Below are 26,784 nucleotides of genomic sequence, written 5' to 3'. Positions count from 1 at the left end.
CTGCATCAATTGCTTATTACTGCTGACTATAAATTTTTTTACAGTGTTCGCCGGAACGTAATTAAGGTGAACACTGTTTCTCACACGAAGACAGGGCTAAATGGTTAATCGTCGTCGCGCATCGGCTTCCCAAAGGAACGAAACTATGCCTCCAGCTACCTCCGCTACACCTGATACTGACGATCTCGATCTGAAACAATTATTAAAAATTTTGACTGAGGTAAAAAAAGGTAATTTCGCGGTGCGAATGCCGATCGATCAAACGGGGATGGCTGGTAAGGTTGCGGATGCCTTTAACGACATTATTGAAATGAATGAGCGGATGGCAAATGAGCTAGAACGCATCAGTACGGTGGTCGGGAAAGAAGGGAAAATTAATGAGCGGGCTTCCTTAGGCAGTGCTAGAGGTTCCTGGCGAGATTGTGTGGAATCGGTGAATACGTTAATCACCGATCTGGTACAGCCAACTGCCGAAACCGCGCGTGTGATCCGGGCAGTGGCGAACGGGGATTTGTCCCAGGCGATCGCGACGGAGATCGAAGGCAGACCCTTACAAGGGGAATTCCTCCAGACTGCCCATATCGTTAATACGATGGTGGATCAGCTCAACTCCTTTGCTTCGGAAGTGACGCGGGTGGCGCGGGAAGTGGGGACGGAAGGTAAGCTGGGGGTGCAAGCGCAAGTGCCTGGGGTCGCCGGAACCTGGAAGGACTTGACTGACTCCGTTAACTCAATGGCAGGCAACCTGACCGCCCAGGTACGGAATATTGCGGAAGTGACAACGGCGGTAGCGAACGGCGACCTGTCGAAGAAGATCACCGTAGACGTAAAAGGCGAGATTCTGGAGCTGAAAAACACGATCAACGTCATGGTGGATCAGCTCAACTCCTTTGCCTCGGAGGTAACGCGGGTGGCGCGGGAAGTGGGGACGGAAGGCAAGCTCGGTGTACAGGCGTTAGTCCCCGGAGTGGCGGGAACCTGGAAAGACCTGACCGATTCCGTCAACTCGATGGCAGGCAACCTGACGGCTCAGGTACGGAATATCGCGGAAGTGACGACGGCAGTGGCGAATGGCGACCTGTCGAAGAAGATCACCGTCGATGTCAAAGGCGAGATTCTGGAACTGAAGAATACCGTGAACACGATGGTGGATCAGTTGAATTCCTTCGCTTCGGAAGTAACGCGGGTGGCGCGGGAAGTGGGAGCCGAAGGCAAGTTAGGCGGACAGGCGGAAGTGCGAGGGGTGGCGGGAACCTGGAAAGACCTGACCGACTCTGTGAACTTCATGGCAGGGTCATTAACCGCTCAAGTCCGAAATATCGCGGAAGTGACGACAGCAGTAGCAAATGGCGACCTGTCGAAGAAGATTACCGTCGATGTCAAAGGGGAAATTCTCGATCTCAAGAGCACCATCAACACGATGGTGGATCAGTTGAACTCCTTTGCCTCAGAGGTAACGCGGGTAGCCCGAGAGGTAGGAACCGAAGGCAAGTTAGGGGTACAGGCGGAAGTCCAGGGAGTGGCGGGAACCTGGAAAGACCTGACCGATTCCGTGAACCTGATGGCAGGGAATCTGACCGGGCAGGTACGGAACATTGCCGAAGTAGCCACCGCGATCGCCAGTGGTGACCTGTCCAAGAAAATCACGGTCGATGTCAAAGGCGAGATTCTGGAACTGAAGAATACCATCAACATCATGGTGGATCAGTTGAACTCCTTTGCTTCGGAAGTAACGCGGGTAGCGCGGGAAGTGGGTGCCGAAGGCAAACTGGGAGGACAGGCGGAAGTGCGAGGGGTGGCGGGAACCTGGAAGGATTTGACCGACTCTGTAAACTTCATGGCAGGGTCGCTGACCGCCCAGGTACGGAATATTGCCGAAGTGACAACGGCGGTGGCGAATGGCGACCTGTCGAAGAAAATCACCGTCGATGTGAAAGGGGAAATTCTGGAACTGAAAAACACCATCAACATCATGGTGGATCAGCTCAACTCCTTTGCCTCGGAAGTAACGCGGGTGGCTCGTGAGGTGGGAACGGAAGGGAAACTGGGGGTACAGGCGGAAGTCCGAGGGGTGGCTGGCACCTGGAAAGACTTGACCGACTCCGTCAACTCGATGGCAGGTAATCTGACCGCCCAGGTACGGAACATCGCGGAAGTGACGACGGCGGTGGCGAATGGCGACCTGTCCAAGAAAATCACGGTCGATGTGAAAGGCGAGATTCTGGAACTGAAAAACACCATTAATACGATGGTGGATCAACTCAGTTCCTTTGCCTCTGAAGTAACCCGCGTGGCTCGTGAGGTGGGAACGGAAGGCAAACTGGGGGTACAGGCGGAAGTCCGAGGGGTGGCTGGCACCTGGAAAGACCTGACCGACAATGTCAACTCGATGGCTGGCAATCTAACGGCGCAGGTACGGAACATTGCCGAGGTGGCAACCGCGATCGCGAATGGCGACCTCTCGAAGAAGATTACGGTGCAGGTGAAGGGTGAAATTCTGGAGCTGAAAAACACGATCAACATCATGGTGGATCAGCTCAGTGCCTTTGCCTCTGAGGTCACGAAGGTGGCAAGGGAAGTGGGTTCGGAAGGCAAACTGGGGGTACAAGCGGATGTCCGGGGGGTGGCGGGCACCTGGAAAGACCTGACCGACTCCGTGAACTTCATGGCAGGGTCGCTGACTGCCCAAGTACGCAACATCGCGGCGGTGACGACGGCGGTGGCGAATGGCGACCTATCAAAGAAAATTACCGTTGATGTCAAAGGCGAGATTCTAGAACTGAAGAACACCGTTAATACAATGGTGGATCAGTTAAACTCCTTTGCCTCTGAGGTAACACGGGTGGCGCGGGAGGTGGGAACGGAAGGCAAACTGGGGGTGCAGGCGGAAGTCCGAGGGGTGGCTGGCACCTGGAAAGACCTGACCGATAATGTCAACTTGATGGCGAGTAGCTTGACGGCGCAGGTACGAAATATTGCCGAAGTGACGACGGCGGTAGCGAATGGCGACCTGTCCAAGAAGATCACGGTCGATGTGAAAGGCGAGATTCTGGAGCTAAAGAACACCATCAACATCATGGTGGATCAGCTCAGTTCCTTTGCTTCGGAAGTGACACGGGTGGCGCGGGAGGTGGGAACCGAAGGCAAACTGGGGGTACAAGCCTACGTCCGGGGCGTGGCGGGTACGTGGAAAGACCTGACCGACAATGTCAACTCGATGGCAGGCAATCTAACGGCGCAGGTGCGGAACATTGCCGAAGTGACGAAGGCGGTGGCAAACGGCGACCTCTCGAAGCAAATCACCGTGGATGTGAAGGGCGAAATTCTGGACTTGAAGAACACCATCAACGTCATGGTGGATCAGCTTAACTCCTTCGCCTCTGAGGTGACGCGGGTGGCGCGGGAAGTAGGAACGGAAGGCAAACTGGGCGGTCAAGCCAACGTCATGGGGGTAGCCGGAGTCTGGAAAGACCTGACCGATAATGTGAACTCGATGGCAGGCAACCTGACCGCCCAAGTCCGAGGCATCGCCAAAGTGGTGACGGCGGTGGCAAATGGGGATCTGAAACGGAAGTTAATGCTGGAGGCGAAGGGGGAAATCGAAACCCTGGCCGACACGATCAACGAAATGATCGATACCCTGGCGACCTTTGCCGATCAGGTCACTACCGTGGCGCGGGAAGTGGGGATTGAAGGGAAACTGGGCGGTCAGGCGAAAGTGCCTGGGGCGGCTGGAACCTGGCGACACTTGACCGATAACGTCAACGAGCTAGCCGCGACCCTGACTACGCAGTTGCGAGCGATCGCAGAAGTGGCAACCGCCGTGACGAAGGGCGACCTGACCCGATCGATCGCGGTAGAGGCTCAAGGCGAGGTGGCCGTCCTGAAGGACAACATCAACCAGATGATTGCCAACCTGCGGGAAACCACCCAGAAGAACACCGAGCAAGACTGGCTCAAGACCAACCTGGCGAAGTTTACCCGCATGTTACAAGGTCAGCGCGACCTGGAAACGGTGTCGAAGCTAATCCTGTCTGAACTGGCTCCGTTGGTATCGGCACAGCATGGGGTGTTCTACTTAATGGAAGCCAGCGAAATGTCGCCGTCGATCCTGAAGCTACTCAGTACCTACGCCTATCGGGAGCGCAAGCATCTGGCGAACCGCTTCCATTTAGGGGAAGGGCTAGTCGGTCAGTGTGCCTTAGAGAAAGAACGGATTCTGATTACCGATGTGCCCAACGACTACATCAAGATCAGTTCCGGCTTGGGCGAATCGACACCCATGAATGTGGTGGTGCTACCGGTGCTGTTTGAAGGACAGGTGACAGCCGTGATTGAACTGGCTTCTTTCCGCCGCTTCAGCGAAATTCACCTGATGTTCTTCGACCAACTGACGGAAAGTATCGCGATCGTCCTGAACACGATCGCCGCCAGTATGCGTACCGAGGAACTGCTGAAGCAATCGCAATCTCTAGCCGAAGAACTGCAAACCCAGCAGAAGGAACTGACCGAAACCAACAAGCGACTGGAGCAACAAGCCCAATCCCTGAAGGCATCGGAAGAACTGCTGAAAAACCAGCAAGAACAGCTACAACAAACCAACGAAGAGTTGGAAGAAAAAGCCGAACTGCTGGCATTACAAAACCGTGAAGTGGAGCGCAAAAACCAGGAGATCGAGCAAGCGCGGCAATCGCTGGAAGAAAAAGCCAAACAGTTGGCACTCACCTCCAAGTACAAATCGCAGTTTCTGGCGAATATGTCCCATGAACTGCGAACGCCCCTCAATAGTCTGCTGATTCTGGCGCGGTTACTGAGTGAAAACAACGAAGGGAATCTCACCCTACGCCAGGTGGAACATGCCCGCACCATTCACTCGGCTGGCAATGATCTGCTGGAACTGATTAACGACATTCTGGATCTGGCGAAGATCGAGTCGGGTACCATGTCGGTCGAGATTGACCAAACCCTGTTCACCGATCTGCGGAATTACATGGAGCGTACCTTCCGGCAGGTGGCTCAAGACAAGAAGCTGGACTTTACGGTGCAGTTTGATGAACGCCTACCTCGATCCATCTATACTGACTCCAAACGCCTCCAACAGGTACTGAAGAATCTCCTGGCGAATGCCTTTAAGTTCACAGAACAGGGTCAGGTGAGTTTGAATGTCAGTGTGGCAACGACAGGTTGGAGTCCCAATCATGAGGTATTGAATCGAGTAGATACCGTGATCGCTTTTGCAGTCAACGATACAGGCATTGGGATTGCGCCGGATAAACAACAGGTGATTTTTGAAGCTTTCCAACAGGCAGATGGCACGACCTCCCGGAAATATGGGGGGACTGGCTTGGGGTTATCCATTAGCCGGGAAATTGCTCAACTCCTCGGAGGCGAAATTCAGCTCAGTAGCGAACTCGATCGCGGCAGCACCTTTACGTTGTACCTGCCCCAGGCGTATGTCTCCTTCGAGAATGCTCGAGTCCGGGAAACCCTGCTATTCCGACCCGCCCTCGAAGCCACCTCACTCCAGCAAGCCCAAATTGTTTACTCACCGCAATCTCATACGGCGGTATTAATGGAGAATGAGCTAGAAGACGATCGCGAGTCCATTCAACCGGACGATCGTGCCCTGCTGATTATTGAGGATGATATTAACTTTGCCCGGATTTTATTAGATCTGATCCGGCAACAGGGATTTAAAGGGTTGATTGCCACCCGAGGTGATATTGGTCTGGCAATGGCACGCGAGTTTAACCCCAGTGCGATCGTCCTCGATATTCGCCTACCGATTCTGGATGGCTGGATGGTGCTGGATCGGCTGAAGCATGATCCGAGTACCCGGCATATCCCGGTGCATATTATGTCGGTGGAAGATGGGCTACACCGGAGTTTGCAACAGGGCGCGATCGCCTATCAGCAAAAACCGATTAGTAAAGAAGTGTTGTCAGATGCCCTCACCACCATTCAGCAATTTGTTGAACGATCGGTCAAAAACCTGCTGGTGGTAGAAGATGACGCGGCTCAACGCCAGCAGATTCTGGATCTGGTGAATAACAGTGATATTGTCAGTACCGCCGTGGCTACGGGGGCAGAGGCATTACAAGCCCTGCAATCTGAGCAATTTGATTGTGTGGTGTTAGATCTGGGATTACCCGATATGAGCGGATTTGAGTTGATTGAGCAAATTCGAGAGCAGGGTAGCCAATCGGGACAGTCACCCGTCTGCCCACCGCCGATCGTGGTGTACGTGCAACATGAGTTAACCTGCCAGCAGGAAACCGATCTCCAGCGCATTGCCGCGACCCTGACGATCAAAGATGTGCGATCGCCGGAAAGTTTGCTGGATGCCACGACTTTATTCCTGCATCGCGTCCAGGCGAATTTGCCCGAATCTCAGCGGCGTATGCTGGAACAACTGCAACAACATGACCCGGTGTTAGCCGGAAGAAAAGTGCTGATCGTAGACGACGATGTGCGGAATATCTTTGCCCTGACCAGCATGTTGGAACGGTATCAGATGCAAGTGCTTTATGCTGAGAATGGTCGTGATGGTATCGCTACTTTACAAAACAACCCAGACATTGACATTGTGTTAATGGATGTGATGATGCCAGAAATGGATGGCTACGAAACCATGCGGGCAATTCGGCAGATCACTCAATTTGCGACCCTCCCAATGATTGCCCTGACGGCAAAGGCCATGAAGGGCGATCGCGAAAAATGCTTGGAAGCCGGAGCCTCCAGTTACATCACCAAGCCGGTTGATGTGGAGCAACTGCTCTCGCTACTGCGAGTCTGGCTATACAAGTAGGGACTTGGACATCAGGGGCTATAGTGCCATACCATACCCCCTACCGTTAACTTCCTACCCTGCCGCTCTTTCGCTTAGTACATATATGGAATCTGACTCGAAAGCCAACATTCTCTTAGTGGATGACCATCCAGAAAACCTATTGGTGCTGGAGGCACTTCTGGAAAAGCTGGGTCAAAATCTGGTCAAGGCGAATTCTGGAGAGGAAGCCTTACGGTGTCTACTCAATCAGGATTTCGCTGTGATCCTGCTAGATGTGCAGATGCCGGAGATGGATGGGTTTGAGACAGCTACCTTGATTCGGCAACGAGAGCGATCGCGCAATACTCCGATCATCTTTTTGACGGCGTTTAGTACCAACGATGCCTTCGTGTTCAAAGGGTACGGCGTGGGGGCAGTGGATTATCTGCTGAAGCCGATCGATCCGGTAATCTTGACCTCGAAAGTGTCGGTATTTGTTGATCTTTATCAACGAACGGCGGAAGTCAAACGGCAGGCGGCTCAACTGGCAGCAATAAATAGCGAGTTGCGGCAAAGTGAAGAACGCTTTCGTTCCCTGGGGGCCTGCTCTCCAGTTGGCATTTTTCTCCTGGATATGGCGGGTCAGTGTACCTATGCCAACCCCCGGTGTCAGGCCATCTGTGGATTTACGCTGACCGAGAGTTTAGGCGAAGGATGGATGCGGTTTCTGCATGCCGACGATCGCGATCGTGCCATTGCCGACTGGAAGGGGGTAATCTATGACCACCAGGAATTTTCCACCGAATATCGGTTTCAAGATGCCAAAGGCGAGGTGCGGTGGACTTCGGTGCGCTCAGCCCCCATGTTCTCCAACGATCGGGAGTTGATTGGACATGTCGGCACGATCGAGGACATTACGGCGCGGAAAGAAGCGGAGGCAATGCGGGAGCGGTTGATTCGGGAGCAGGCGGCGCGGCAACAGGCGGAAACTATTAACCAGATGAAGGATGAGTTTCTGGCGATCGTGTCCCATGAACTCCGAACGCCGCTGAATGCGATTTTAGGCTGGTCGAAAGTCTTGCTCACCAATCGGGTCGATGAGGCAACCAGAGCTAGAGCCCTGGAAACGATCGAGCGCAATGCCCGATCGCAGGCAAAACTGATTGAAGATATTTTGGATGTGTCACGGATTATTCGCGGTAAGCTCCGGCTCAGTCTGCAAGCGATCGATCTGACAGAACTGATTGAGGGGGTGCTGGAAACCACCCGTCCGCTCGCGAGTTCTAAAGACATTCAACTCCAGGTTGACCTCGCCCCGAATATTCCTATGATCTGTGGCGATCCTGAACGACTTCAGCAGGTCGTCTGGAATTTGCTCTCCAATGCGATTAAGTTCACCCCCGCCGGAGGTAAAGTCGAGATTTGCTTACAACAGGTGACGATAGGTGAGCCAGAAATAGCTAGGGACGTTGATCGGCATAGCAGAGAAGGAACCGTCGATCGAGATCACCAGGCGGCTCCGATGCTCAGACTGCAAACCCTGCCAACGGATAAATTGCCGATCGCCGTCATGGCGCATACGTCCGAATATGCTCAGATCCAGGTGACGGATACGGGAGTGGGCATTCCGGCTGATTTTTTGCCCCATGTGTTCGAGCATTTCCGGCAAGCCGATAGCACGACGACCCGCTCCCATGGTGGCTTGGGTTTAGGGTTAGCGATCGTGCGGCATCTGGTGGAATTACATCACGGGATGATTATGGCAGAGAGTGAAGGAGAGGGAAGAGGTGCCAGATTCACGGTGAATTTGCCCCTGGCTAAATCGACGATCGAACCCACAATGCCCTCCTGCCTGGGCTGAAACCGCTTAGAACCAGGGAGTGGGAATTCTCCTAAAAATTCCTGTTTTTACCTCAGAGAGATGCAAGGCTAACATAGATGGAATATTGACATGCCATTGACTGAATTACCATCTATTGACATCAGCCTAAAATTAACGGCTGAAGATTCCAATTCTCCATGCAAAGCCCAGAGGCAATTATTTTCTGCCCTAACCCCCTGTGTCAGGCTCCCAATCTAGAGAGCCATCATTTTTGCCAGCAGTGCCGAACGCCTCTCCCCAAACGGTATCTTTGGGCAGTTGGCAAAGGTCTGGAAGGGTTTCGTCCGGATGATTTGCTGGACGATCGCTACCTGTTTAAGCACAGTCAGGTCGTGTTGGATACCAAACCGGGTAGCTTGCCAACGTCTCCAGAAGCGATCACTGAGGTGATCACCCCCTACCTCCGGCTGTCTACCTATTCTTTACATATCCCCCAGGTTTATACCTGGCTCTCGGCTGAGGCGGTAAGTGAGCGATCGTCCAGTCCATTGAAAAGTGATCTCCTCCTATTAGAGCAAGTTCCCATCTATCCCGATGGCGTGAGTGGGTCGGGGGAATCGCTAGCGGGACTGCTGATGCCGGAGTTAGCCACGGTCTGGCAGCAGGGGACAGGAATGCAGCAGTTAAACTGGCTGTGGCAAATTGCCCAACTCTGGCAACCCCTCGTCAATGAAGGGGTGGCAACCAGTTTACTCAGTCTCCAGGGACTACGAGCTGAGGGATCACTGGTGCGATTGTTAGAACTACAACCCGATCGCTCGCCAGTCACCCTAAAGACCTTGGGGCAACTGTGGCAACAGTGGCAAGCTAGAGCCAATCCCGCGATCGCCGAGTTTCTAGCCGCCCTATGTCAGCAATTAGTCCAGGGACAGGTAAAAACGGCAGAACATCTAGTCATATTGCTCGATCGGGCACTGAATGCGTATAGTCCCGCCCAATCCCGCCACCTGCAAATTGCCACCTTAACCGATCAGGGCCCTACGCGGCAGCGCAATGAGGATGCTTGCTACCCACCGAGTGGCACTGCCCCTGGAGTGGTTCACCTGTCTGCCCCTCCCGCCGTTAAGAGTGACCTGCCTCTGGTGATTGTCTGTGATGGCATTGGTGGGCATGAGGGGGGAAATGTGGCTTCCAATTTAGCCATTTCCACGGTTCAGGAACGCCTCCAGACCCTTACCCTTCAGTCGCCACTAGAGTCTGAGCAAATCATGACCGCATTGGAGCAGGCAACTCTGATCGCCAATGATGTGATCAGTCGGCGAAACGATAGCGAACAGCGCTATGAGCGGCAACGGATGGGGACAACGCTGGTGATGGCATTGGGATGTGGGCATCATCTGTATCTCACCCATGTGGGCGACAGCCGCGCCTATCGGATTACCCAAACTGGTTGCCATCAGGTGACGTTAGATGATGATCTGGCTTCTCGGGAAGTGCGGTTAGGCTATGCGCTCTACCGAGAAGCTTTGCAACAACCCGGATCTGGCTCTTTAATCCAGGCGTTGGGAATGGCATCGTCAGCGCTATTACATCCCACGGTGCAACGGTTGATTCTGGATGAAGATTGTCTGTTTCTCCTGTGTTCGGATGGCTTAAGTGATAACGATCGTGTGGAGGAATGCTGGCAAACCCATCTCTTACCTGTGTTGGATGGCAGCGTGGACGTGGCAACGGCTGTCCAACAACTGGTGACACTGGCAAACCAGCAAAATGGTCACGATAACGTTACCGTTGGCTTGGTCTATTGCCGGGTTAGCGCCCCACCCTCTGACCCGACGATCGTTGTACCGGCAACACTGGCAACTCAACCGATGGAGGGAGCGGGGGCTGAGGCGGCGACCCAATTACTCAACTCACCCACCGCGAAAACTCAGAAGGTCTCACGCTCACGATCGCAGTTCAGCCCCTGGTCTAGTCTGGTCGGGATTGTGTTGCTATTAGGCATCGCTGGCTTACTGTTGTACCTGCTTGTGCCAGATGTGCGATCGCAGTTGTTGTCCTGGCTGGGGATGGAGCCGATTTCTACACCTCCTGTGGCTTCTGTACCTCCCCCCACTGCGCCTCCCATCAGTTCACCCAGTCCGGCTTCTAGCCCGGAGTTGCGACCCAATTCCTTAATTCAAGTCACTCGTTCTAGTGTGGATGGGATCGGACAGTCGCCCTTAATATTGCAAGCGAGCCTGCCTGCCCCAGCCACATCGGTGTCACCAGAATCTAGTGCTGCCGGTTTAATCGTACCCGTCGGCAGCGTCTTAGAAATTACTAGCCGTCGGGCATCCCCCAGCCAAGCCTTCTGGGTACAGGTTAAAGTCTGTTCCATCCCCGATCGTCCGGCACCAGCCCAACCGACCGCCCAAGCCGGAGATACAGGGTGGATTCCCGAAGCCACGATCGCACCTTTGGTGACCAGTGATCTGAGCCTGACGGAGATGCAGCGCGGGAAATGTGCCACTGGTTCCCCGCCCGTGTCTAGGAGTAAGATTCTCAAGAGATAATGGATCAAACGGGAGAGATGAAGACCAACCCCAGGCAAACCCTGATTCATCCTGCCTCTTTATCCTCTCAATACCGATTACTGACAACTGACTCCCTATCGATGTAACTGCTCAATGCCCTTGTCTGAGACTCCTTGCTTTAGTCTGGCGATCGCCCCCCTCACTCGGGCGGGTAGCGCGTATTTTGCCATCCATGTGATTAAGGCACCGCTGCCCAATGCCTATGTGTTACATGATTGTGTGTGGACAGAAACGCTGACCAATCTGTGGCAATCCTGGCAAGACATGTTCTCAACCCGACGGTTACCGAACGTACCGCATGTCTCAGAGGTTAACACGCCACCTCCAGAACCGATGATTCCGGCGGTTAATATGCTGGCACCACCGAACCAGCCGATCGGTCTATCGGGTCGGTTAATGCAGGATTTGGGCATTAGTCTCTGGCGCTGGCTATTTGATGGGCAGATTTTAGTCAGCTTTAAAGAGAGCTATGGCATTGCCAGAGGGCAGGACAAACCCTTACGGTTACGCTTGGAAATTCGCGATCCCGATTTGATTGCCCTCCCCTGGGAAATCATGCAGGATGGGGCAGGCAGACAGGCAATTTCCCTTAGTCAGCAACTATTATTCAGCCGCACGACGAGTGATGTCTCTACCCTGCCCACCTTGCGAACGGATCACATTCTGAAAATTTTGTTGGTCTTGGGGCAGGATACGGAACCCGGCAGTGAACCCGATGGGGCGGCTGTGCTGCGAACGCTCAAGTTGCAACAGGAAGCAACAGCATTAGCTCAAGTGCTACAAACCTCTGGCAATTCGGGGATTGGTGGTTCTCACCAAACTCCCTGCCAGGTCGATACCTTAGTGCAACCCACCTCTGCCGAACTAATTCAGTCTTTGGAAACACGAACCTACAATGTTCTGTTTTATGCCGGACATGGAGCCCCTGCCCCCGATGGCGGTTTATTGTTCCTGCGACCCGATATGGTATTGAATGGGACGGAATTAGCCCAGGTGTTAACGCGTTGCCAGGTTAAATTAGCGGTTTTTAATGCCTGTTGGGGGGCACAACCCGATCACTATGGTGTGGCGGGAGCGGAGCCTGGGTCAGATGAGCCAGTGGCACAGTTAATTCCCCGCAGCAGTTTGGCAGAGGTGCTGATCCATCATGGGGTGCCTGCCGTTCTGGCAATGCGAGACTCGATTACCGATAAAGAAGCGCTGAGTTTTATTCAAGCTTTTGCCAAGGCCTTAGCCGAACGCATGCCGATCGATCAGGCGGTTGCCGTTGCCCGTCAGCATTTATTGACACTGTATAAGTTCAACCAACAAGCCTGGACATTACCCGTTCTCTACATGCATCCCGAGTTTGAGGGGGAATTGCTGAAATCGTTGGAAATGAGCCCGACCCTGATGCCAACTGGGACAGTCACCCGGATTGGTAATCAAGACAACCATCGTGCCTGTTTACGATCGCTGAAAACGGCAAGAGTCTGGCAAATTCGGGGGGGATTAATGCGGGTTGGTCGCGATCGCACCAAGAATGATCTGGTGTTAGAAGAGGATGAAGGCGGTGTGTCGCGAGAACATGCGGTCATTTTCCGCCGGGACTCTAGCCACGAAAGTCCGGGAGAGGCAACCTATTATTTAGAAGACATTTCTCGCTTTGGCACCTGGGTATTGCTGGCGGGTAACTGGCAAAAAGTGCATCGTCAGGAAGTGCAACTGTACTCGGGCTCCCAGTTGAAATTTGGCAGTTCTCAGAATGAAACTTTAGAATTTATTTTGGATCAAAAGCCCTCTAATTAATTTGGCTTTAGCATCAGCAAGTCGCTCTGAAGTTAATGTTCTATCCTGAGACTTGGATAATTCTTCGGTTTCCTCTCTTAAGATTATGACAATATGGCAACCCCTTACGCCATTTGATGGAAATGCTGGGATTTTGTCGGGCAGTTACGGAACTGACCATCCCTACTATGTAGCTATTCCCAGCAAAAGCTAGTTGGCTAAATCAGTGCATGCAGGAGTCCGGTTATGGATAATGAAGTGATGTGTTCCGATCATGTTAAACAGTCTGCGGCTAACGTTGAACGTGATCTATGGGTAGCTCTGTTACAGGCAGAAAGTGTGAGTTATTCCTGGCAGTCGGGTGAACCATTGACCGAAGATGCCTTCGTCGTTGCCGAAGATCCCACTGCGAAAATTGCCTACCCCTGGAATCCCCTATCCCTTGAGGCAGAGTCATTCTTCGCTGAAGTAGACGAGGACTTGCTGTTTGACGGGTTCTCGGCGGAAGAAATTTCAGCACGATCGACCACCTTTTTTGAGCAAATGGATACGCTGTGGGTAAATGCGACACTGCAATCTAGCCTGATGCAACAGTTTGCCGTCCGCGTTCCACAAGCGATTCTGTCCGCGATCGTGGAGCGAGTGCAAAAAGTGGCAACGACAGCGGAATCGATGGCAGATCGGTTGATTGGGTCAGTGCAGGATTTGTTACCCAATCTGGCGCTGGAAGATTTGGAAGTGTTGGCGCGTCCCCTTGCCTATGAGTTGCGTGATTCCTATACAGGGGATCCAGTAAAATCCATGTTGGCAAAAGTGCCCCAGGCTAACTGGCAAGACCAATCAGAACTCAATCAAGCGCGGTTAAGTCTGGCAGTGGCGCACTATGCGATCGCGGCATTGCAAAAAAGCGAACAATCACCGCAATAAAGGATGAAGGCGAATGGATGAAGGCTATGCTCTACACTCTTCTAGCCTTCATCTCAGCTTTTGAGCCAAGCTACTGATAAAACCGGGTGGCAAAATTCTGAGAGCGAGTGGGGGATACCTCGCGGGCTTTGAGAATCGCTGATCCCAGAAAGGCATAGGAGAGAATGCCCACAACGGCTAGTAAAACGGGACTAATCATCCCAGCCGCGTTCCAGAGAGCATGGAGTCCAGAAGCGCTCAAATAGCCGATGCCCTGAATCAAATAGCTACGGCGCGATCGCAGGACACTCAACCCAACGAAGTAGCCGAGATAGCCACTGTAGGCAATGTGACCGGCGACCGAACCCAGAACTCTGGGAATCAGCAGTTGCAGGCTAGCGAGTTGGGCGGCCCCCTCTCCGGCTGCCAGGGTGGATTGATAAATGCCAGGGATATACTGCCCCAAGGTTTCTGCCAGGGTAAAGCCGACTGCCGAAGCGGCTCCGAGTAAAATGCCGTCCAAGGGTTCCCACACGCCGATCTCCTCTCGTTTGGGCGATCGTAAGCACTTGCCTAAAAAACATGCCAGGAGTACCGGGAGCGCTTTCAGCAGTTCTTCCATTAGTCCTGCCCCAAAAAACATGCGGATCAGTAGGGTCAATGGATCAAGCCCTGTAATATCTGTCGGTAGATTGCCGGGTAAAACCTGCCGAAAGATATACAAAAACAGGTTCAGTAATGGGCTGGTCAGAAGCAACACCATCAGTAGGGCAGTGCCAAAAAGTACCCACCAGGGTTTATGTTTGCCACAAAGCTGATAGACGAAGTAATAGACAGCTCCAGCCAGATAGGCGGCCAGGAGGAAATTGAATACACTAGCCTGCCCCACTGCCAAAAATAAGGACACGACCACCCCGATCGTGATTCCGGCGGGTAGGAGGTAGGCTTTCCGAATCAAATGCTGTCCAGTGGAAAGAATCGGAAATAACTGGGTCAGGCTGGCCTGCTCCGGTTCAATTGCGGGTAACGGATGCAGCACTAAGCGATCGGTGGGGTCAATCGCTCCCGGTAGAGAAAAATCTGTGCTATCTTCTAGCCCTTGAATTTTGAAGGGATCCGTAACCGCGTGGTATTCAAAGGCAAATTCGGGCCCCTGTTGTCCCAGCATGAAGCGATCGCCACCCTGGAGTACCTGACAACCCTGGAGGCGCTTGCCATTCAGAAAGGTGCCATTGGCACTATTCAGGTCACAGACTTGCCAAAAGCTGCTGCCATCACTGGACTCGAATCCTACAACTGGACTGATCTCGACATGGCGACGGGAAACTGACCGATACCGATCCGAACTCAGGGCAATTTGGCAGCGAGGATCCCGCCCGATCGTCACAATACTTGATCCCGATAGCGGCAAGCAAGTTGATTGCTGCTGGCTTGTTCCATCAGGCAGAAGCTGGCGGAGAAATGCAGTATAGCGAGGTTTACCCGTCACCGAACGTTGGCACTACGATTCAATCAAGATGTCGAGGAGGGAAACTCTCAAACCGATTGACCGACGACTCTCCTCAGTGGGTCAATCCTACATGGCTCAACGACTTTGTTCAACCGTTCTATGGCTGATTAGCTCTGGCATCGCGAACCGCCGCAAAAAAGCAAACGACCCCTAAGGGCAACGCCGTCACCAGAATAATGGTTGTGGGTACGGTGCCTAAATCGGGCGTACCAGAGGTTAATTCAAAAATAGAACCGATCGCCGCAATCCCGGCAATACAGGCTCCGGCTAACAATACACCACTTTTGGGAGTCACAGATGATTTGCCTCAACACTACACCATTGGTTTGACGGTCTGGGTAGAAAAGCCGTGTTTAGCAAGCTCCTGGTGCAGCAGCAAGGCATTTTCTACGCGATCGACAAACATCACCCCATTCAGATGATCAATTTCATGCTGAATACAGCAGGCTAAAAGACCAGATGCCGAGAGCTTTTGGGGACGACCCGACTCATCTTTGTATGCCACCTCGATCGCCGAGGGACGTTTGACATCCAGATACACACCGGGAATACTGAGGCAACCTTCCTGGGTGACGGAGAAATCTTGACTAGCTTTGGTAATACTGGGGTTGATTAAAATCAAGGGCGGGGTAGCGGCTTCGTCAGGTTGACAGTCGATCACAATCACCTGTTTATTCACGGCGATTTGCGGGGCTGCCAAACCAATGCCATCAGCGCTATACATCGTTTGTAGCATTTCCCGAATCAGGCGCTTGATATCTCCATCAATCTTGGCAACGCGCTTGCTGCCTTGACGCAAGACCCGATCGCCCAAATGATGAATCTCTAACGGTGGCTTCGTTAGCTTCTTTTTCTCAACCAAAACCCCAACTGTCATGGATTATATTACTCGCTGCTTCGTAGAGGATAGGGATAAATGTCGGAATCATTCCGCCTTACCTCTATCTTAGAACATTGCCTTGGGAACAAGAAACACCGAACCAGGATGATTGATCAGGATGGTTTTTGCGGAATCGCGATCGGGCGATCGACGCTAGCCGCTTGATATTGGTTAGGTGGGTACTGGTCAATATGCTGGAAGATTGCGACCGGAGCCGTGACTCGGCAGGTAAAGAACTCGATCGCCACTTTGTTGTCCGGATAAATCACCACCTTGGGCGCTAAATCTTTAGGGGGATTGGCAACCCGCCACTGCCACTTTGCCTGAGTTGGGACAGTATCAATCAAGCGATGGTGCAGCCAATTACAGGATTTACCTAACGCACCAAATTCACGAAATTCTCGTCGCAGCATTGAAGCGACAATCCACGAGGCTGGAGAGCGATCGCCGTGGATCGCTGCCATGACATCGGCAAATGCCCCCTCCGGCTGGGGGGGATGCTGCTGATCCCCACTGCTTGCCAGGGCTTTTTCGAGTTGCGCCGTGGTACTGAGGTCTTCGGGCACTGCCCAAATTACACCCACTCCGTCCTCGGCGGTGCGGTGCAAGTAGCCGACTAAACGAACGGCGGCTTTCAGCTTCAGTCCGGGTAACTTGGTTAATACGGCACCGGGATTCGTGGTGCTAATAAACCATTTGCCGTTGGTGTTGGGAACGTGGGTTTCTTCCTCGGGTACTCCCCCAAAGCTAAATAAATCACCTAGATCGCTGAGGGAATCGGGTTCCGGCAATTCATCGACTTCATCCAGCGACGACCACGATCGGGGATGGTTTTCCGAATCAGGTAGCTCTAACGCATTTTTGATTTGCTGACGAATTTTTTGCAGCGCTTCGAGGGGAATTTTCTGAATCGGCATAAATCAACATCTGCCTAAGGGAACGAGATCAATGCAGCATACAGGTTGCTCTACGCTAGTATGCCCAATCTATTCGCTCTGAATAGAGTTCCTTGATGTTTGCACACAATCCAAATTCTTAAGGATCGAAAAAAAGTAGTGCCAAATCGAAATACAGGCATAAAATGAGCGCCAAACCTGCGCTTAACGTCATGTCGATCGCTCTGCCTGAACTTATACCAATTTAATTTCGACACGCTACAGATTGAGATCCCCCTGCCTTCGGCATCCCCCTATTAAGGGGGACTGAGGGGGATCAGTGCAAGACCTGTGTCGCAAGGTTTATTTAATTTGGTATCACTATCTCTGATTAAAGAGCGGATTGCAGCGGTCAAAAGTTTGTCAAGGATTCCAGACTACAGGATGAATGGTGATCCTGATAATGGCAGACCGCAGCATTCCAGAGTGTGGCTAGGAAGGCAGTAAACCAAACGCAACTACAGCGAAATCATTGGAGGAAAAACTATCATGCATAAACTGATTTCATCGGTTCTGGGTGTCTTAACCGTATCAGTTGGCTTAACGGTTTTCAGTGCGCCTGTCTCATCCCAAAATACAACCCGAGTTTGGTATCGTTGTGATGCGAATAAAGGGTTTTATGCGGTCTACCGTCCTGATGGTTCCGACAGTGTGCGGCTGACCTTTGGCAGTAAAGTGATTACTCTACCCCAAGTTGAGTCTGCCTCCGGTGCTAGATACAGCAATGGCAGTGTGACCTTAAATACCAAAGGTGACGAAGCCTTTGTCGAAGTTGGGGATAAGGTGTTGTTTGACAATTGTGTGGCTCAACAGGGCGGTGGCGTATCGGGACTCTGGTAGTCCATGACATCAGGCATGGGTAATCCCAGCTTTACCCATGTCTGCCCTAACCTGGATATACCCGCCCTTTCCAGGCTCCCCCCTGACCCTGCCAGTGTCGCCAAGCCGAGTCGATCGTCATGAAGGTATAGAGCAGGGCGATCGCCGGTAGACTAACGGCAAATAGCGGCGAACACCGATAAAACCGAACGGTGGGGTAGTATGCCAGTGTCATCAGTAACCAGCCCGTTAATCCAGTTAAGGCGATCGTCGTATTCCCAGCCATCACTCCTATCCCAACTGCGATCGGTGGGATCAGATAAATGATTGTCATTCCCACCAATGTTCCCAGGAGCAATAACGGGGAATAATTGAGTTGCGTATAGGCTGTCCGCGCCACCATATCCCAAATGGTTTGCAGGGATGGATAGGGACGCAAACTACAGGTTAAATCACTCAGACCCAACCAGATCTTTCTAGACAGTCGCAACCCAGCGATCGCGGAATTATCTCCCTCATCCTCTCGCTGCTTCACGACCTGAGCTAAGGCACAATCATCAATTAACGCCTGCCGAATCGTTTGCAGTCCGCCAATCTGTTCCAGAACATCGCCCCGAATTAAAATACACCCGCCCGCCGCCGCCGCCGTCGATCGCTGAGAATCATTCACCCAGCGAAATGGATAAAGTTTTTGAAAAAAGAACACAAAGGCTGGAATCAATAGCTGTTCCCAACTACTCTCACAGCGCAACCGCACCATCACCGAAGCCATCGCCAGATTATGTTGCTCTGCCTGGGTGACTAATCGCCGCACATTCCAGCGATCGTGGTAAATATCCGCATCCGTCAACAAAATATAGTCCGGTGATGCTGTGAGGGCTTTTTGCACCCCCTGATCCATCGCCCACAATTTACCTGACCAACCTGTTGGTAAGGGTGCTGCTGCTAGTATCGTTAACCGTTCTGCCTGCCCCAAGGATGCCGCCGTAGCTTGAGCTACCGTCCCCGTTCCATCCGTACTATGGTCATCCACTAAAATTACCCGCAGTTCACCAGGATAGTCCTGTTGCAGCAACGATCGCAGCGTCACTGGCAGCAACTCCGCCTCATTCCGGGCTGGAATCACCGCCCACACCGTCGGATGCTCTCCCCCACCTTCCTCATCTTCCCCACCTCCCTCCAACACCTGATCACACTGCCAAAACCCTCCCCTCAAGCCAAGCAGTACCAGCCAGATCACCACCGATAATCCTGATAGTGCCGAAATCAGAAAATTCATGCGATCGTTGTCCGATATAGATAGTTGCCAATGTGAAGCATTACGAAGCACAATACATTGTTTGTAGTTTTGTGACCAAGTGTTGGGACAGGAGTGGGGCTACCGTGACGCAGACGCAGGATCGAGGAATCGGTTTAGGACAGCCGGATCAGTTGCAGTCGTTGGATGCTGCGATCGCCGCTAGCCAGAACTATCTGTTGTCTACGCAATATTCGGAGGGTTATTGGTGGGTCGAACTGGAGTCGAATGTCACAATTACGGCAGAAGTCATTCTGCTGCACAAAATTTGGGGCACTGATAAAACCCGACCCTTGCATAAAGCCGAGGCTTACCTGCGATCGCAACAACGGGAACATGGCGGTTGGGAACTATTTTACGGTGATGGCGGCGACCTCAGTACCTCGGTAGAAGCCTATATGGCGCTGCGGTTATCAGGAGTGCCAGCCACTGATCCAGCCATGCAACGGGCGAAGCAATTCATTCTGGCGCGAGGCGGCATCAGCAAAACTCGCATTTTCACCAAGCTGCATCTCGCCTTGATTGGTTGCTATGACTGGCGCGGCATTCCATCGATTCCACCCTGGATCATGCTGTTGCCGGAACAGTTTCCTTTCACGATCTATGAAATGTCCAGTTGGGCAAGGGGTAGCACAGTACCGTTACTGATTGTGTTTGATCAGAAGCCTGTGTATATGGTGGAACCCGCGATCGCCCTGGATGAACTCTACAGTGAAGGAGCGGCAAATGTTCAGTATGAGTTACCGCGTAGTGGGGATTGGACAGATGTATTTCTGGTACTGGATGATGCGTTTAAACTGGCGGAAAATTTGAACCTGGTGCCATTCCGGCAGGAAGGGCTGAAGGCGGCTGAGCGCTGGGTATTGGAGCGGCAGGAAGCTACGGGAGACTGGGGCGGCATTATTCCCGCTATGTTGAATTCCCTCCTGGCATTACGCTGTCTGGGTTATGATGCTGCCGATCCGATCGTCGATCGCGGGTTACAAGCGATTGATCGGTTTGCGATTGAAACAGAGGATAGCTACCGCGTTCAGCCCTGTGTGTCTCCGGTTTGGGATACCGCTTTGGTGATGCGATCGTTAGTGGATTCTGGCTTGCCTGCCGACCATCCTGCCCTGGTGAAGGGGGGGGAATGGCTGCTACAAAAGCAAATTCTAGATTATGGCGATTGGGCGGTAAAAAACCGGGTCGGTAAGCCGGGAGCCTGGGCGTTTGAGTTTGACAACTGTTTTTATCCCGATGTGGATGACACGGCAGTTGTAGTGATGGCGCTGCAAGCCATCCAATTGCCGAATGAGGCTCTGAAACAACAGGCGATCGCGCGATCGGTGCAGTGGATTGCCACGATGCAGTGTCGTCCGGGTGGTTGGGCAGCCTTTGATCTAAATAACGATCAGGATTGGCTGAATCTCCTGCCTTATGCCGATCTGAAAGCCATGATTGATCCGAATACTGCTGATGTCACCGCCCGAGTTTTGGAAATGTTGGGACGGTTAGCTCAGTCACCCAGCGATCGCCTGATGGAGCCTGATCGGATTGTGCGGGCATTAGATTATCTCCGGCAGGAACAGGAACCAGAAGGCTGTTGGTTTGGGCGCTGGGGCGTGAATTATATCTACGGCACCAGTGGAGTGCTGGCAGCGTTATCGGTATTGGCTCCGCAAGCGTTCCGATCGGAAATTGAACGGGGGGCTGCCTGGTTAGTCCAGTGTCAGAATGCCGATGGCGGTTGGGGCGAAACCTGCCGCAGTTACAATGATCCCTCCTTGAAGGGGCAGGGTGTGAGTACGGCTTCTCAAACCGCCTGGGCGTTGATTGGGTTGTTAGCGGCGGGAGAAGCCACCGAAGTATTTGCCAGGGAAGCGATCGATCGCGGTGTGGCGTATCTACTCAATACTCAGCGATCGGATGGCACCTGGGACGAATCGGAATTTACTGGCACTGGGTTCCCCTGCCATTTCTACTTGAAATATCACCTCTATCAGCAGCACTTTCCCCTCACCGCCTTAGGACGCTACCGCCAATTATGCTTTTAGAATAGAGACAACGTCGATCGCTAGTCTGGCTTCAGTAGGTGTTGATGCTACACATTCCAGCTAAATCGCTCACCTTAGAAGAATTTCTGACCCTGCCAGAAACAAAACCTGCGAGTGAGTATATTGACGGGCAAGTCATTCAGAAACCGATGCCGCAAGGGAAGCACAGTACGATTCAGACGGAGTTATCCACGATCGTCAATGTCACTCTCAAACTGCAACACAAAGCCCGAGCATTTTCAGAGTTGCGTTGCACCTTTGGCGGACGATCGACGGTTCCCGATGTGGCGGTGTTTAGCTGGGCAAGCATTCCTCGGGATGCAAATGGCGAGATTGCCAATACATTTTTGATGGCACCAGATTGGACGATCGAGATTCTGTCACCGGATCAGAGCCAGACGAAAGTCACCAAAAATATCTTGCATTGTTTGAATCATGGAACTCAGATGGGTTGGCTAATTGATCCCGATGAGCAAACTATTTTTGTTTACTTACCGAAACACCAGCCGCAGGTATTTGACGAATCAGCACAACTCCTGCCAGTTCCCACCTTTGCCAGTGACCTGATCCTGACAGTAGAAACAGTATTTGGTTGGCTATTAGAATAATTATTTTTAAAAATTTTATTCAATTCAACTAAGCCCATTTCCAGAAGAATTTATCTCCACAGATTGTAGGGGTTTGGCATTCGGTCAATAGCCCTTCTGCATCAGTCAGAGATGATCTGCCGAATGCTAAACCCGTACAGGGTAATATTTTTCTCACAAAGTCTCCTCAGTTCTGGAGATTGGCGCATCCAGTCGCAGATTTTGGGGGTTCGTCAAGCTGAATAAAGCATGGTGTGATTAACTGATTTTACTTGCCAGTGGCAGTAACCGCTCTAGTTCTAAATTGGCAGCGACTTGAGCCAACTTATCTAAATCAGTGCAGTCAGCTAAGTAGGGAATCAAACCAAGAACGGGTACGTTCGTTAAGCGCTGAATTAAATCAGCCGGTGCCCAATCGGCAATCTGCTGTTCAGAACAAGACTGGGCACAATTTAGCACAATGCCCTTGAGGTGGATGCGGGACTGTCGGGCTAATGCCACATTGGCTACGGCTTGACCGATCGCGCCTAATTTCACTGGAACGACTAACACCGCAGGTAATCGCCAATCCCAGGCAAGGTCTGCCACCGTAGTTTCGTGAGTCACCGGAGAACCCAAGCCACCTAACGACTCCACCAGCACAAACTCCTTCTGTTGCCGCAGGGCTTCAAATGCTTGCCAAACCCGCTCTAACTCAATCCGCCGTCCTTCCCGATCGGCGGCTAACGGCGGAGCCAAAGGAGCCTCAAACCATAGAGGATTCACTTCATTCGGATCTAGGTTAAATAAACGGCTATACGTTTCGCGATCGCCGATACCAGACTGAATTGGTTTAAGAATACCAAGTTGCGATAGCGCATGATAGCGACCCCAATAAGCGGCTAACGCCGTCGTCAAAATTGTTTTTCCGGCATCTGTATCCGTTCCAGCAATCAATAGCGCGTTCAAACACAACCTCCCCGTTTCAGTTAACCATCACCAGTGAACAATAAGCCATCAACCATCAACAGAGAGCAATTACTGTAATCTCCCTATCTCCCTATCTCCCTATCTCCCTATCTCCCTATCTCCCTATCTCCCTATCTCCCTATCTCCCTATCTCCCTATCTCCCTATCTCCCTATCTCCCTATCTCCCTATCTCCCTATCTCCCTATCTTCCTCATCTCCCCCATCTCCCTAATCTCTAACACTAATATCCAGCGTAAAGTCCGTCCCTGGAGGAGCCGTGACATCGATCGCGTAAGTTCCCCCGATCGTCAGCTTCGATTGAGACACCACGACCCCCGAAGCACCCTCGACGAAACGACCATCTGGCCCCCGGACACTCAGGGTGACGGGCCCGCCGTTGACCTCAGCCGCTAACACCTGCCCCTCGTTACCATTCACCAGATAGCGCCGAATCACATTCCCCTCAATCCGAGCAGAAATGGTCGTTCTAGTTTGTCCAGGGGGAAAACTTACCCGTTCCTCTTGCACACCCGCCGGAGGGGGAGAGGGGGAAGGAGAGACAGTGGGGGAAGGAGAGGGAATAGTCGGACTGGGGGATGGTTCCGGTGGACTGGCAAGCCTGACCTCAACTTGGTAGTCGCTTTGTCCAATCCCTTTAATCGGACGTAACCGTAAATAGTATGCCCCGGTGTAAGGTAATGTGCCCTGCCAGTAGGACACTCGGTTTGCCCGATCGCCCAGCGGCTCTCTATTCGGCCCTAAAATTGTCATCAGCACCCCTTCCCCATCCAAAACGGCAGTCAATTGATCTTCCTGCTCAGCGGCAATGATGTAGTCGAGGGTTTCATTCTCTTTCAGAGTGCCAGTTTTGACGATCGGTTTCCCATCCGGAGCAATCTCCAGGCGTTGACTGTAGTTCACCGGATCCGGGGTCGGTTTAATCGTCGGAGTTGTGGTTGGCGTTACCGTTGGGCTGGGTGTACTGGGAGTAGGGCTAAAGGTAATCGAAGCCGTTGGGGTGGGGGCTTGAGGATTAAAAATCGTGCGAACAAGAAGCCAGGAGCCAATCCCTGTTAAGGCGATAAAGGCAATCCCTAATACCAGCACTGCCCAAGGATCATCCCAAAGTGAGCTACGGGGGGCTTCGATCGTCGGTCGAGTCGCAGAACGCTGGTTGGCTGGAGCGACGGGGGCTGTAGTGTTCGAGGCAGGACGACGACCAACGGCAACCGTGGGAATCCGGGATAGGTCGGGATTGGTAGGGGGTGGGGGAGTAGGATGCGGTGTCACGATCGGCGGTTGATAGGTTGGCGGCGGAGTTTGGGTTGGAGGATAGCCACCACCCCCCGGAAGTGCTTGTAAGGCTTGGACGACTTCACTCACCGATTGATAGCGATCGCTGGGACGATAGCTCAACATCCGGTTCAAAACTTGGGCAAATCCGGGAGTCACTGTTACCCAGCGTTGCCAGTACCAGGTCATGGTCGAGTCATCGAATAGTTCCTGTGGCTCCCGTCCAGTCAATAACACGACGGCTGTGACTGCCAGGGAATACAGGTCACTACTGGGATAGGCTTTACCCGTTTGGATCTGTTCCCAGGGGGCGTAGCCCAATTTCCCGACCGTGGTATTTTGCGGCATGGTCATGCCCACACCCTGCAAGCGGGTTGCCAGTTCTTTCACTACGCCAAAGTCGATTAAAACGGGTTTGCTATCCTGTTGGCGCAGAATAATGTTGTCGGGGGCAATATCGCGGTGAATGATGCCTTTGCTGTGGATATGCGCCAGCACCGGCAGCAGTTGCCGCAGCAGTTGTAAGATTTCGGTTTCGGAAAAGGCAATTCCCTGCGTCCGTCGCTGATCCAGTAACATGCGGTAGGTTTGCCCATCCACATAATCCTGCACTAGAAACAGCCGCTGGTCTTGCTCAAAGTTGGCGCGGAACTCCGGGATTTGGGGATGCTGAATTTTGTAGAGAATTTCGGCTTCACGCTGGAAGAGTTCTTTTGATTTATCGAGGGCGTAAGTTCCCCCTTGAGCTGGGGTGAGTTCTTTCAACGCACAGAGTTCGTTAAATCGCCCCTGATCCTGAGCTAAATAGGTGCGACCAAAGCCTCCCTGACCTAGTACATTCAGGATGCGGTAGCGGTTCTGCAAGACGGTATCGGTGGGCAGAGGGGGGAGCATGGGGAGTTAGGGAGAAAGATGGGGAAGGTGAGGAGGATAGGGAAGGTGAGGAGGATAGGGAAGGTGAGGGATTAACTGCCAAGTTTGGCTTTGACGATCGCCTGCACTTTTTGACCATCGGCTTTGCCTTTAAGTTTCTGCATGGCGGGTCCCATAACTTTGCCCATATCCTTGGCAGAGGTGGCACCGACTTGGGCGATAATTTCGGCGATCGCCTGCTCCACTTCTTCGTCAGAAAGCTGCTGAGGTAAATACTCCTCCAAAATGGCTAATTCCTGAGATTCCTGAGCGGCTAACTCGGCACGTCCAGCCTGTTCATATTGAGCGATCGAATCTCGCCGTTGTTTGGCCAACTGTACTAAGATTTCGATCTCCTGTGCCTCGGTCAGTTCCTCCTGTCCTGAGGGACGGACGCTGACTTCCTTTTCCAAAATCGCTTTTTTAATGCTGCGAACGGTTTCTAAGCGGACTTTATCTTTGGCTTTCATCGCGGTTTTGATGTCTTCGCCAATCCGGTCTTTCAGGCTCATAGCATTCCCCCTGGTAAAGAAATCATTTTAACTTCTAGGTTGCTAGGTTAACTTCACTCAACTTTTTGGCATAAATCCATACAGTAATCTCAGAAAATTCCTGGGGGATGTTTGCAAATCCCAATGATAAGATTGCGATGAATGCGTTCAAGACCACACCGTGATTCCTTCTGTAACTCTTCCTCTTCCGACAACCCTGCCGTCTTTGAATGACAACAGTCGTCTGCGGTTGCTTTCTGGATCAGCTAACCTCGATCTGTCTCAAGAAGTGGCTCGTTACCTGGGTGTTGACCTGGGGCCGATGGTTCGCAAACGGTTTGCGGACGGTGAATTATATATTCAAATTCAGGAGTCGATTCGCGGATGTGATGTCTACCTGTTGCAACCTACCTGCCGCCCGGTCAATGACAATCTGATGGAACTGTTGACGATGATCGATGCCTGTCGGCGGGCTTCGGCTCGGCAAATCACGGCGGTAATTCCGTATTACGGATATGCCAGAGCCGATCGCAAAACGGCAGGGCGGGAGTCGATTACGGCTAAGTTGGTAGCGAATTTAATTACCCAGGCCGGGGCGAGCCGAATTCTGGCGATGGATTTGCACTCGGCTCAGATTCAGGGCTATTTCGATATCCCGATGGATCATGTCTATGCGTCTCCCGTGTTATTGGATTACTTGAATAGCAAGAAGCTGCATGACCTGGTCGTAGTGTCGCCCGATGTGGGTGGGGTGGCGCGGGCGCGGGCATTTGCCAAGAAGTTAGACGATGCTCCTCTAGCCATCATCGATAAGCGCCGCCAAGCTCATAATGTGGCAGAAGTGTTGAATGTGATTGGGGATGTTAAAGGCAAGACGGCTGTTCTGGTTGATGACATGATCGACACGGCTGGAACTATTACGGAAGGGGCTCGCTTACTGAAACAAGAAGGCGCACGCCAGGTCTATGCCTGTATTACCCATCCGGTCTTCTCGCCGCCCGCGATCGAGCGGTTGTCGAGTGGCATCTTTGAAGAGGTGATTGTGACCAATACGATTCCGATCGCAATGGAAAATCGGTTCCCGCAATTAACGATTCTGTCGGTTGCCAATCTGCTGGGTGAGGCGATTTGGCGAATTCACGAAGATAGCTCGGTCAGCAGCATGTTCCGGTAGCGAACGAGCGGCAATTAGATAGTTAAGCCATTTGTAGGATTTTTTCAGTTAACTTCCCACA

The 26,784-nt window shown here is 52.4% G+C and carries 17 protein-coding genes; 9 read left to right on the top strand and 8 right to left on the bottom strand.

Going from position 1 to position 26,784, the window contains the following annotated elements; translation table 11 throughout:
• Positions 1 to 145 precede the first annotated feature (145 nt).
• From ACN4EK_RS18110 to ACN4EK_RS18090, 5 genes are all read left to right on the top strand, one after another.
• Positions 146 to 6,808 carry a HAMP domain-containing protein gene (locus ACN4EK_RS18110; protein WP_431659493.1) on the top strand — a complete coding sequence of 2,221 codons (6,663 nt, stop codon included), beginning with the start codon at positions 146 to 148 and terminating at the stop codon, positions 6,806 to 6,808.
• 85 nt (positions 6,809 to 6,893) lie between these two features.
• Positions 6,894 to 8,630, top strand: coding sequence for a sensor histidine kinase (locus ACN4EK_RS18105; RefSeq protein ID WP_431659491.1), 1,737 nt, complete (start codon positions 6,894 to 6,896; stop codon positions 8,628 to 8,630).
• Between the two features lie 158 nt (positions 8,631 to 8,788).
• Positions 8,789 to 11,146: a PP2C family protein-serine/threonine phosphatase gene (locus tag ACN4EK_RS18100; RefSeq protein ID WP_431659490.1), complete on the top strand. Its 2,358-nt coding sequence runs from the start codon at positions 8,789 to 8,791 to the stop codon at positions 11,144 to 11,146.
• A gap of 114 nt (positions 11,147 to 11,260) precedes the next feature.
• Complete coding sequence (locus tag ACN4EK_RS18095; protein WP_431659489.1) at positions 11,261 to 12,955, top strand: CHAT domain-containing protein; 1,695 nt, start codon at positions 11,261 to 11,263, stop codon at positions 12,953 to 12,955.
• A gap of 225 nt (positions 12,956 to 13,180) precedes the next feature.
• Positions 13,181 to 13,861 (top strand): hypothetical protein, encoded by a 681-nt coding sequence (locus ACN4EK_RS18090; RefSeq protein WP_431659488.1) that lies wholly within the window; start codon positions 13,181 to 13,183, stop codon positions 13,859 to 13,861.
• A gap of 70 nt (positions 13,862 to 13,931) precedes the next feature.
• Here the strand turns inward: ACN4EK_RS18090 and ACN4EK_RS18085 are convergent, their stop codons facing one another.
• The 4 genes from ACN4EK_RS18085 to ACN4EK_RS18070 form a co-directional block, all read right to left on the bottom strand.
• Entirely contained in the window at positions 13,932 to 15,329 is a 1,398-nt protein-coding gene (locus tag ACN4EK_RS18085; protein WP_431659487.1) for a PrsW family glutamic-type intramembrane protease, read from the bottom strand.
• A gap of 118 nt (positions 15,330 to 15,447) precedes the next feature.
• Positions 15,448 to 15,645: a hypothetical protein gene (locus ACN4EK_RS18080; RefSeq protein ID WP_431659486.1), complete on the bottom strand. Its 198-nt coding sequence runs from the start codon at positions 15,643 to 15,645 to the stop codon at positions 15,448 to 15,450.
• 18 nt (positions 15,646 to 15,663) lie between these two features.
• A complete protein-coding gene (gene def, locus ACN4EK_RS18075; protein ID WP_431659485.1) occupies positions 15,664 to 16,227 on the bottom strand; it encodes a peptide deformylase in 564 nt (187 codons plus the stop codon).
• A gap of 116 nt (positions 16,228 to 16,343) precedes the next feature.
• The gene (locus ACN4EK_RS18070; RefSeq protein WP_431659484.1) at positions 16,344 to 17,147 is read right to left on the bottom strand and encodes a hypothetical protein; all 804 of its coding nucleotides are present in this window, start codon (positions 17,145 to 17,147) and stop codon (positions 16,344 to 16,346) included.
• Between the two features lie 507 nt (positions 17,148 to 17,654).
• On the opposite strand from ACN4EK_RS18070, the gene ACN4EK_RS18065 reads away from it, so the two are divergent.
• A complete protein-coding gene (locus tag ACN4EK_RS18065; protein WP_431659483.1) occupies positions 17,655 to 18,005 on the top strand; it encodes an MliC family protein in 351 nt (116 codons plus the stop codon).
• A gap of 46 nt (positions 18,006 to 18,051) precedes the next feature.
• Here the strand turns inward: ACN4EK_RS18065 and ACN4EK_RS18060 are convergent, their stop codons facing one another.
• The gene (locus tag ACN4EK_RS18060; protein WP_431659481.1) at positions 18,052 to 19,263 is read right to left on the bottom strand and encodes a glycosyltransferase; all 1,212 of its coding nucleotides are present in this window, start codon (positions 19,261 to 19,263) and stop codon (positions 18,052 to 18,054) included.
• A 104-nt stretch (positions 19,264 to 19,367) separates the two neighbouring features.
• Here ACN4EK_RS18060 and shc point away from each other — a divergent pair, with 104 nt between their 5' ends.
• Together shc and ACN4EK_RS18050 are read left to right on the top strand one after the other, a co-directional pair.
• Positions 19,368 to 21,317 carry a squalene--hopene cyclase gene (shc, locus tag ACN4EK_RS18055; protein ID WP_431659480.1) on the top strand — a complete coding sequence of 650 codons (1,950 nt, stop codon included), beginning with the start codon at positions 19,368 to 19,370 and terminating at the stop codon, positions 21,315 to 21,317.
• 44 nt (positions 21,318 to 21,361) lie between these two features.
• Positions 21,362 to 21,925 carry a Uma2 family endonuclease gene (locus tag ACN4EK_RS18050; RefSeq protein WP_431659478.1) on the top strand — a complete coding sequence of 188 codons (564 nt, stop codon included), beginning with the start codon at positions 21,362 to 21,364 and terminating at the stop codon, positions 21,923 to 21,925.
• Positions 21,926 to 22,162: 237 nt separating this feature from the next.
• On the opposite strand, the gene bioD is transcribed toward ACN4EK_RS18050, so the two are convergent.
• From bioD to ACN4EK_RS18035, 3 genes are all read right to left on the bottom strand, one after another.
• Positions 22,163 to 22,852, bottom strand: a complete 690-nt coding sequence (gene bioD, locus ACN4EK_RS18045) for a dethiobiotin synthase (protein ID WP_431659477.1) — start codon at positions 22,850 to 22,852, stop codon at positions 22,163 to 22,165.
• 229 nt (positions 22,853 to 23,081) lie between these two features.
• Positions 23,082 to 25,040 carry a protein kinase domain-containing protein gene (locus tag ACN4EK_RS18040; protein ID WP_431659476.1) on the bottom strand — a complete coding sequence of 653 codons (1,959 nt, stop codon included), beginning with the start codon at positions 25,038 to 25,040 and terminating at the stop codon, positions 23,082 to 23,084.
• 71 nt (positions 25,041 to 25,111) lie between these two features.
• Positions 25,112 to 25,570, bottom strand: a complete 459-nt coding sequence (locus ACN4EK_RS18035; RefSeq protein ID WP_431659475.1) for a GatB/YqeY domain-containing protein — start codon at positions 25,568 to 25,570, stop codon at positions 25,112 to 25,114.
• A gap of 160 nt (positions 25,571 to 25,730) precedes the next feature.
• Here ACN4EK_RS18035 and ACN4EK_RS18030 point away from each other — a divergent pair, with 160 nt between their 5' ends.
• Positions 25,731 to 26,723, top strand: a complete 993-nt coding sequence (locus tag ACN4EK_RS18030; protein WP_431659474.1) for a ribose-phosphate pyrophosphokinase — start codon at positions 25,731 to 25,733, stop codon at positions 26,721 to 26,723.
• The last annotated feature ends 61 nt before the right edge of the window (positions 26,724 to 26,784 follow it).

Origin of the sequence: Pantanalinema rosaneae CENA516, assembly GCF_050753385.1 — a bacterium.
In the GTDB taxonomy this organism is placed as follows: Bacteria; Cyanobacteriota; Cyanobacteriia; order Leptolyngbyales; family Leptolyngbyaceae; genus Pantanalinema; species Pantanalinema rosaneae.
The sequence above is the reverse complement of the archived record's forward strand: the minus strand, read 5'-3'. Positions and strand labels throughout refer to the sequence as shown.

Coding starts and splice junctions, on each gene's coding strand:
- ACN4EK_RS18110 (WP_431659493.1), top strand. CDS start 146: ATGCCTCCAGCTACCTCCGCTACACCTGATACTGACGATCTCGATCTG.
- ACN4EK_RS18105 (WP_431659491.1), top strand. CDS start 6,894: ATGGAATCTGACTCGAAAGCCAACATTCTCTTAGTGGATGACCATCCA.
- ACN4EK_RS18100 (WP_431659490.1), top strand. CDS start 8,789: ATGCAAAGCCCAGAGGCAATTATTTTCTGCCCTAACCCCCTGTGTCAG.
- ACN4EK_RS18095 (WP_431659489.1), top strand. CDS start 11,261: ATGCCCTTGTCTGAGACTCCTTGCTTTAGTCTGGCGATCGCCCCCCTC.
- ACN4EK_RS18090 (WP_431659488.1), top strand. CDS start 13,181: ATGGATAATGAAGTGATGTGTTCCGATCATGTTAAACAGTCTGCGGCT.
- def (WP_431659485.1), bottom strand. CDS start 16,227: ATGACAGTTGGGGTTTTGGTTGAGAAAAAGAAGCTAACGAAGCCACCG.
- ACN4EK_RS18070 (WP_431659484.1), bottom strand. CDS start 17,147: ATGCCGATTCAGAAAATTCCCCTCGAAGCGCTGCAAAAAATTCGTCAG.
- ACN4EK_RS18065 (WP_431659483.1), top strand. CDS start 17,655: ATGCATAAACTGATTTCATCGGTTCTGGGTGTCTTAACCGTATCAGTT.
- ACN4EK_RS18060 (WP_431659481.1), bottom strand. CDS start 19,263: ATGAATTTTCTGATTTCGGCACTATCAGGATTATCGGTGGTGATCTGG.
- ACN4EK_RS18050 (WP_431659478.1), top strand. CDS start 21,362: ATGCTACACATTCCAGCTAAATCGCTCACCTTAGAAGAATTTCTGACC.
- ACN4EK_RS18040 (WP_431659476.1), bottom strand. CDS start 25,040: ATGCTCCCCCCTCTGCCCACCGATACCGTCTTGCAGAACCGCTACCGC.
- ACN4EK_RS18035 (WP_431659475.1), bottom strand. CDS start 25,570: ATGAGCCTGAAAGACCGGATTGGCGAAGACATCAAAACCGCGATGAAA.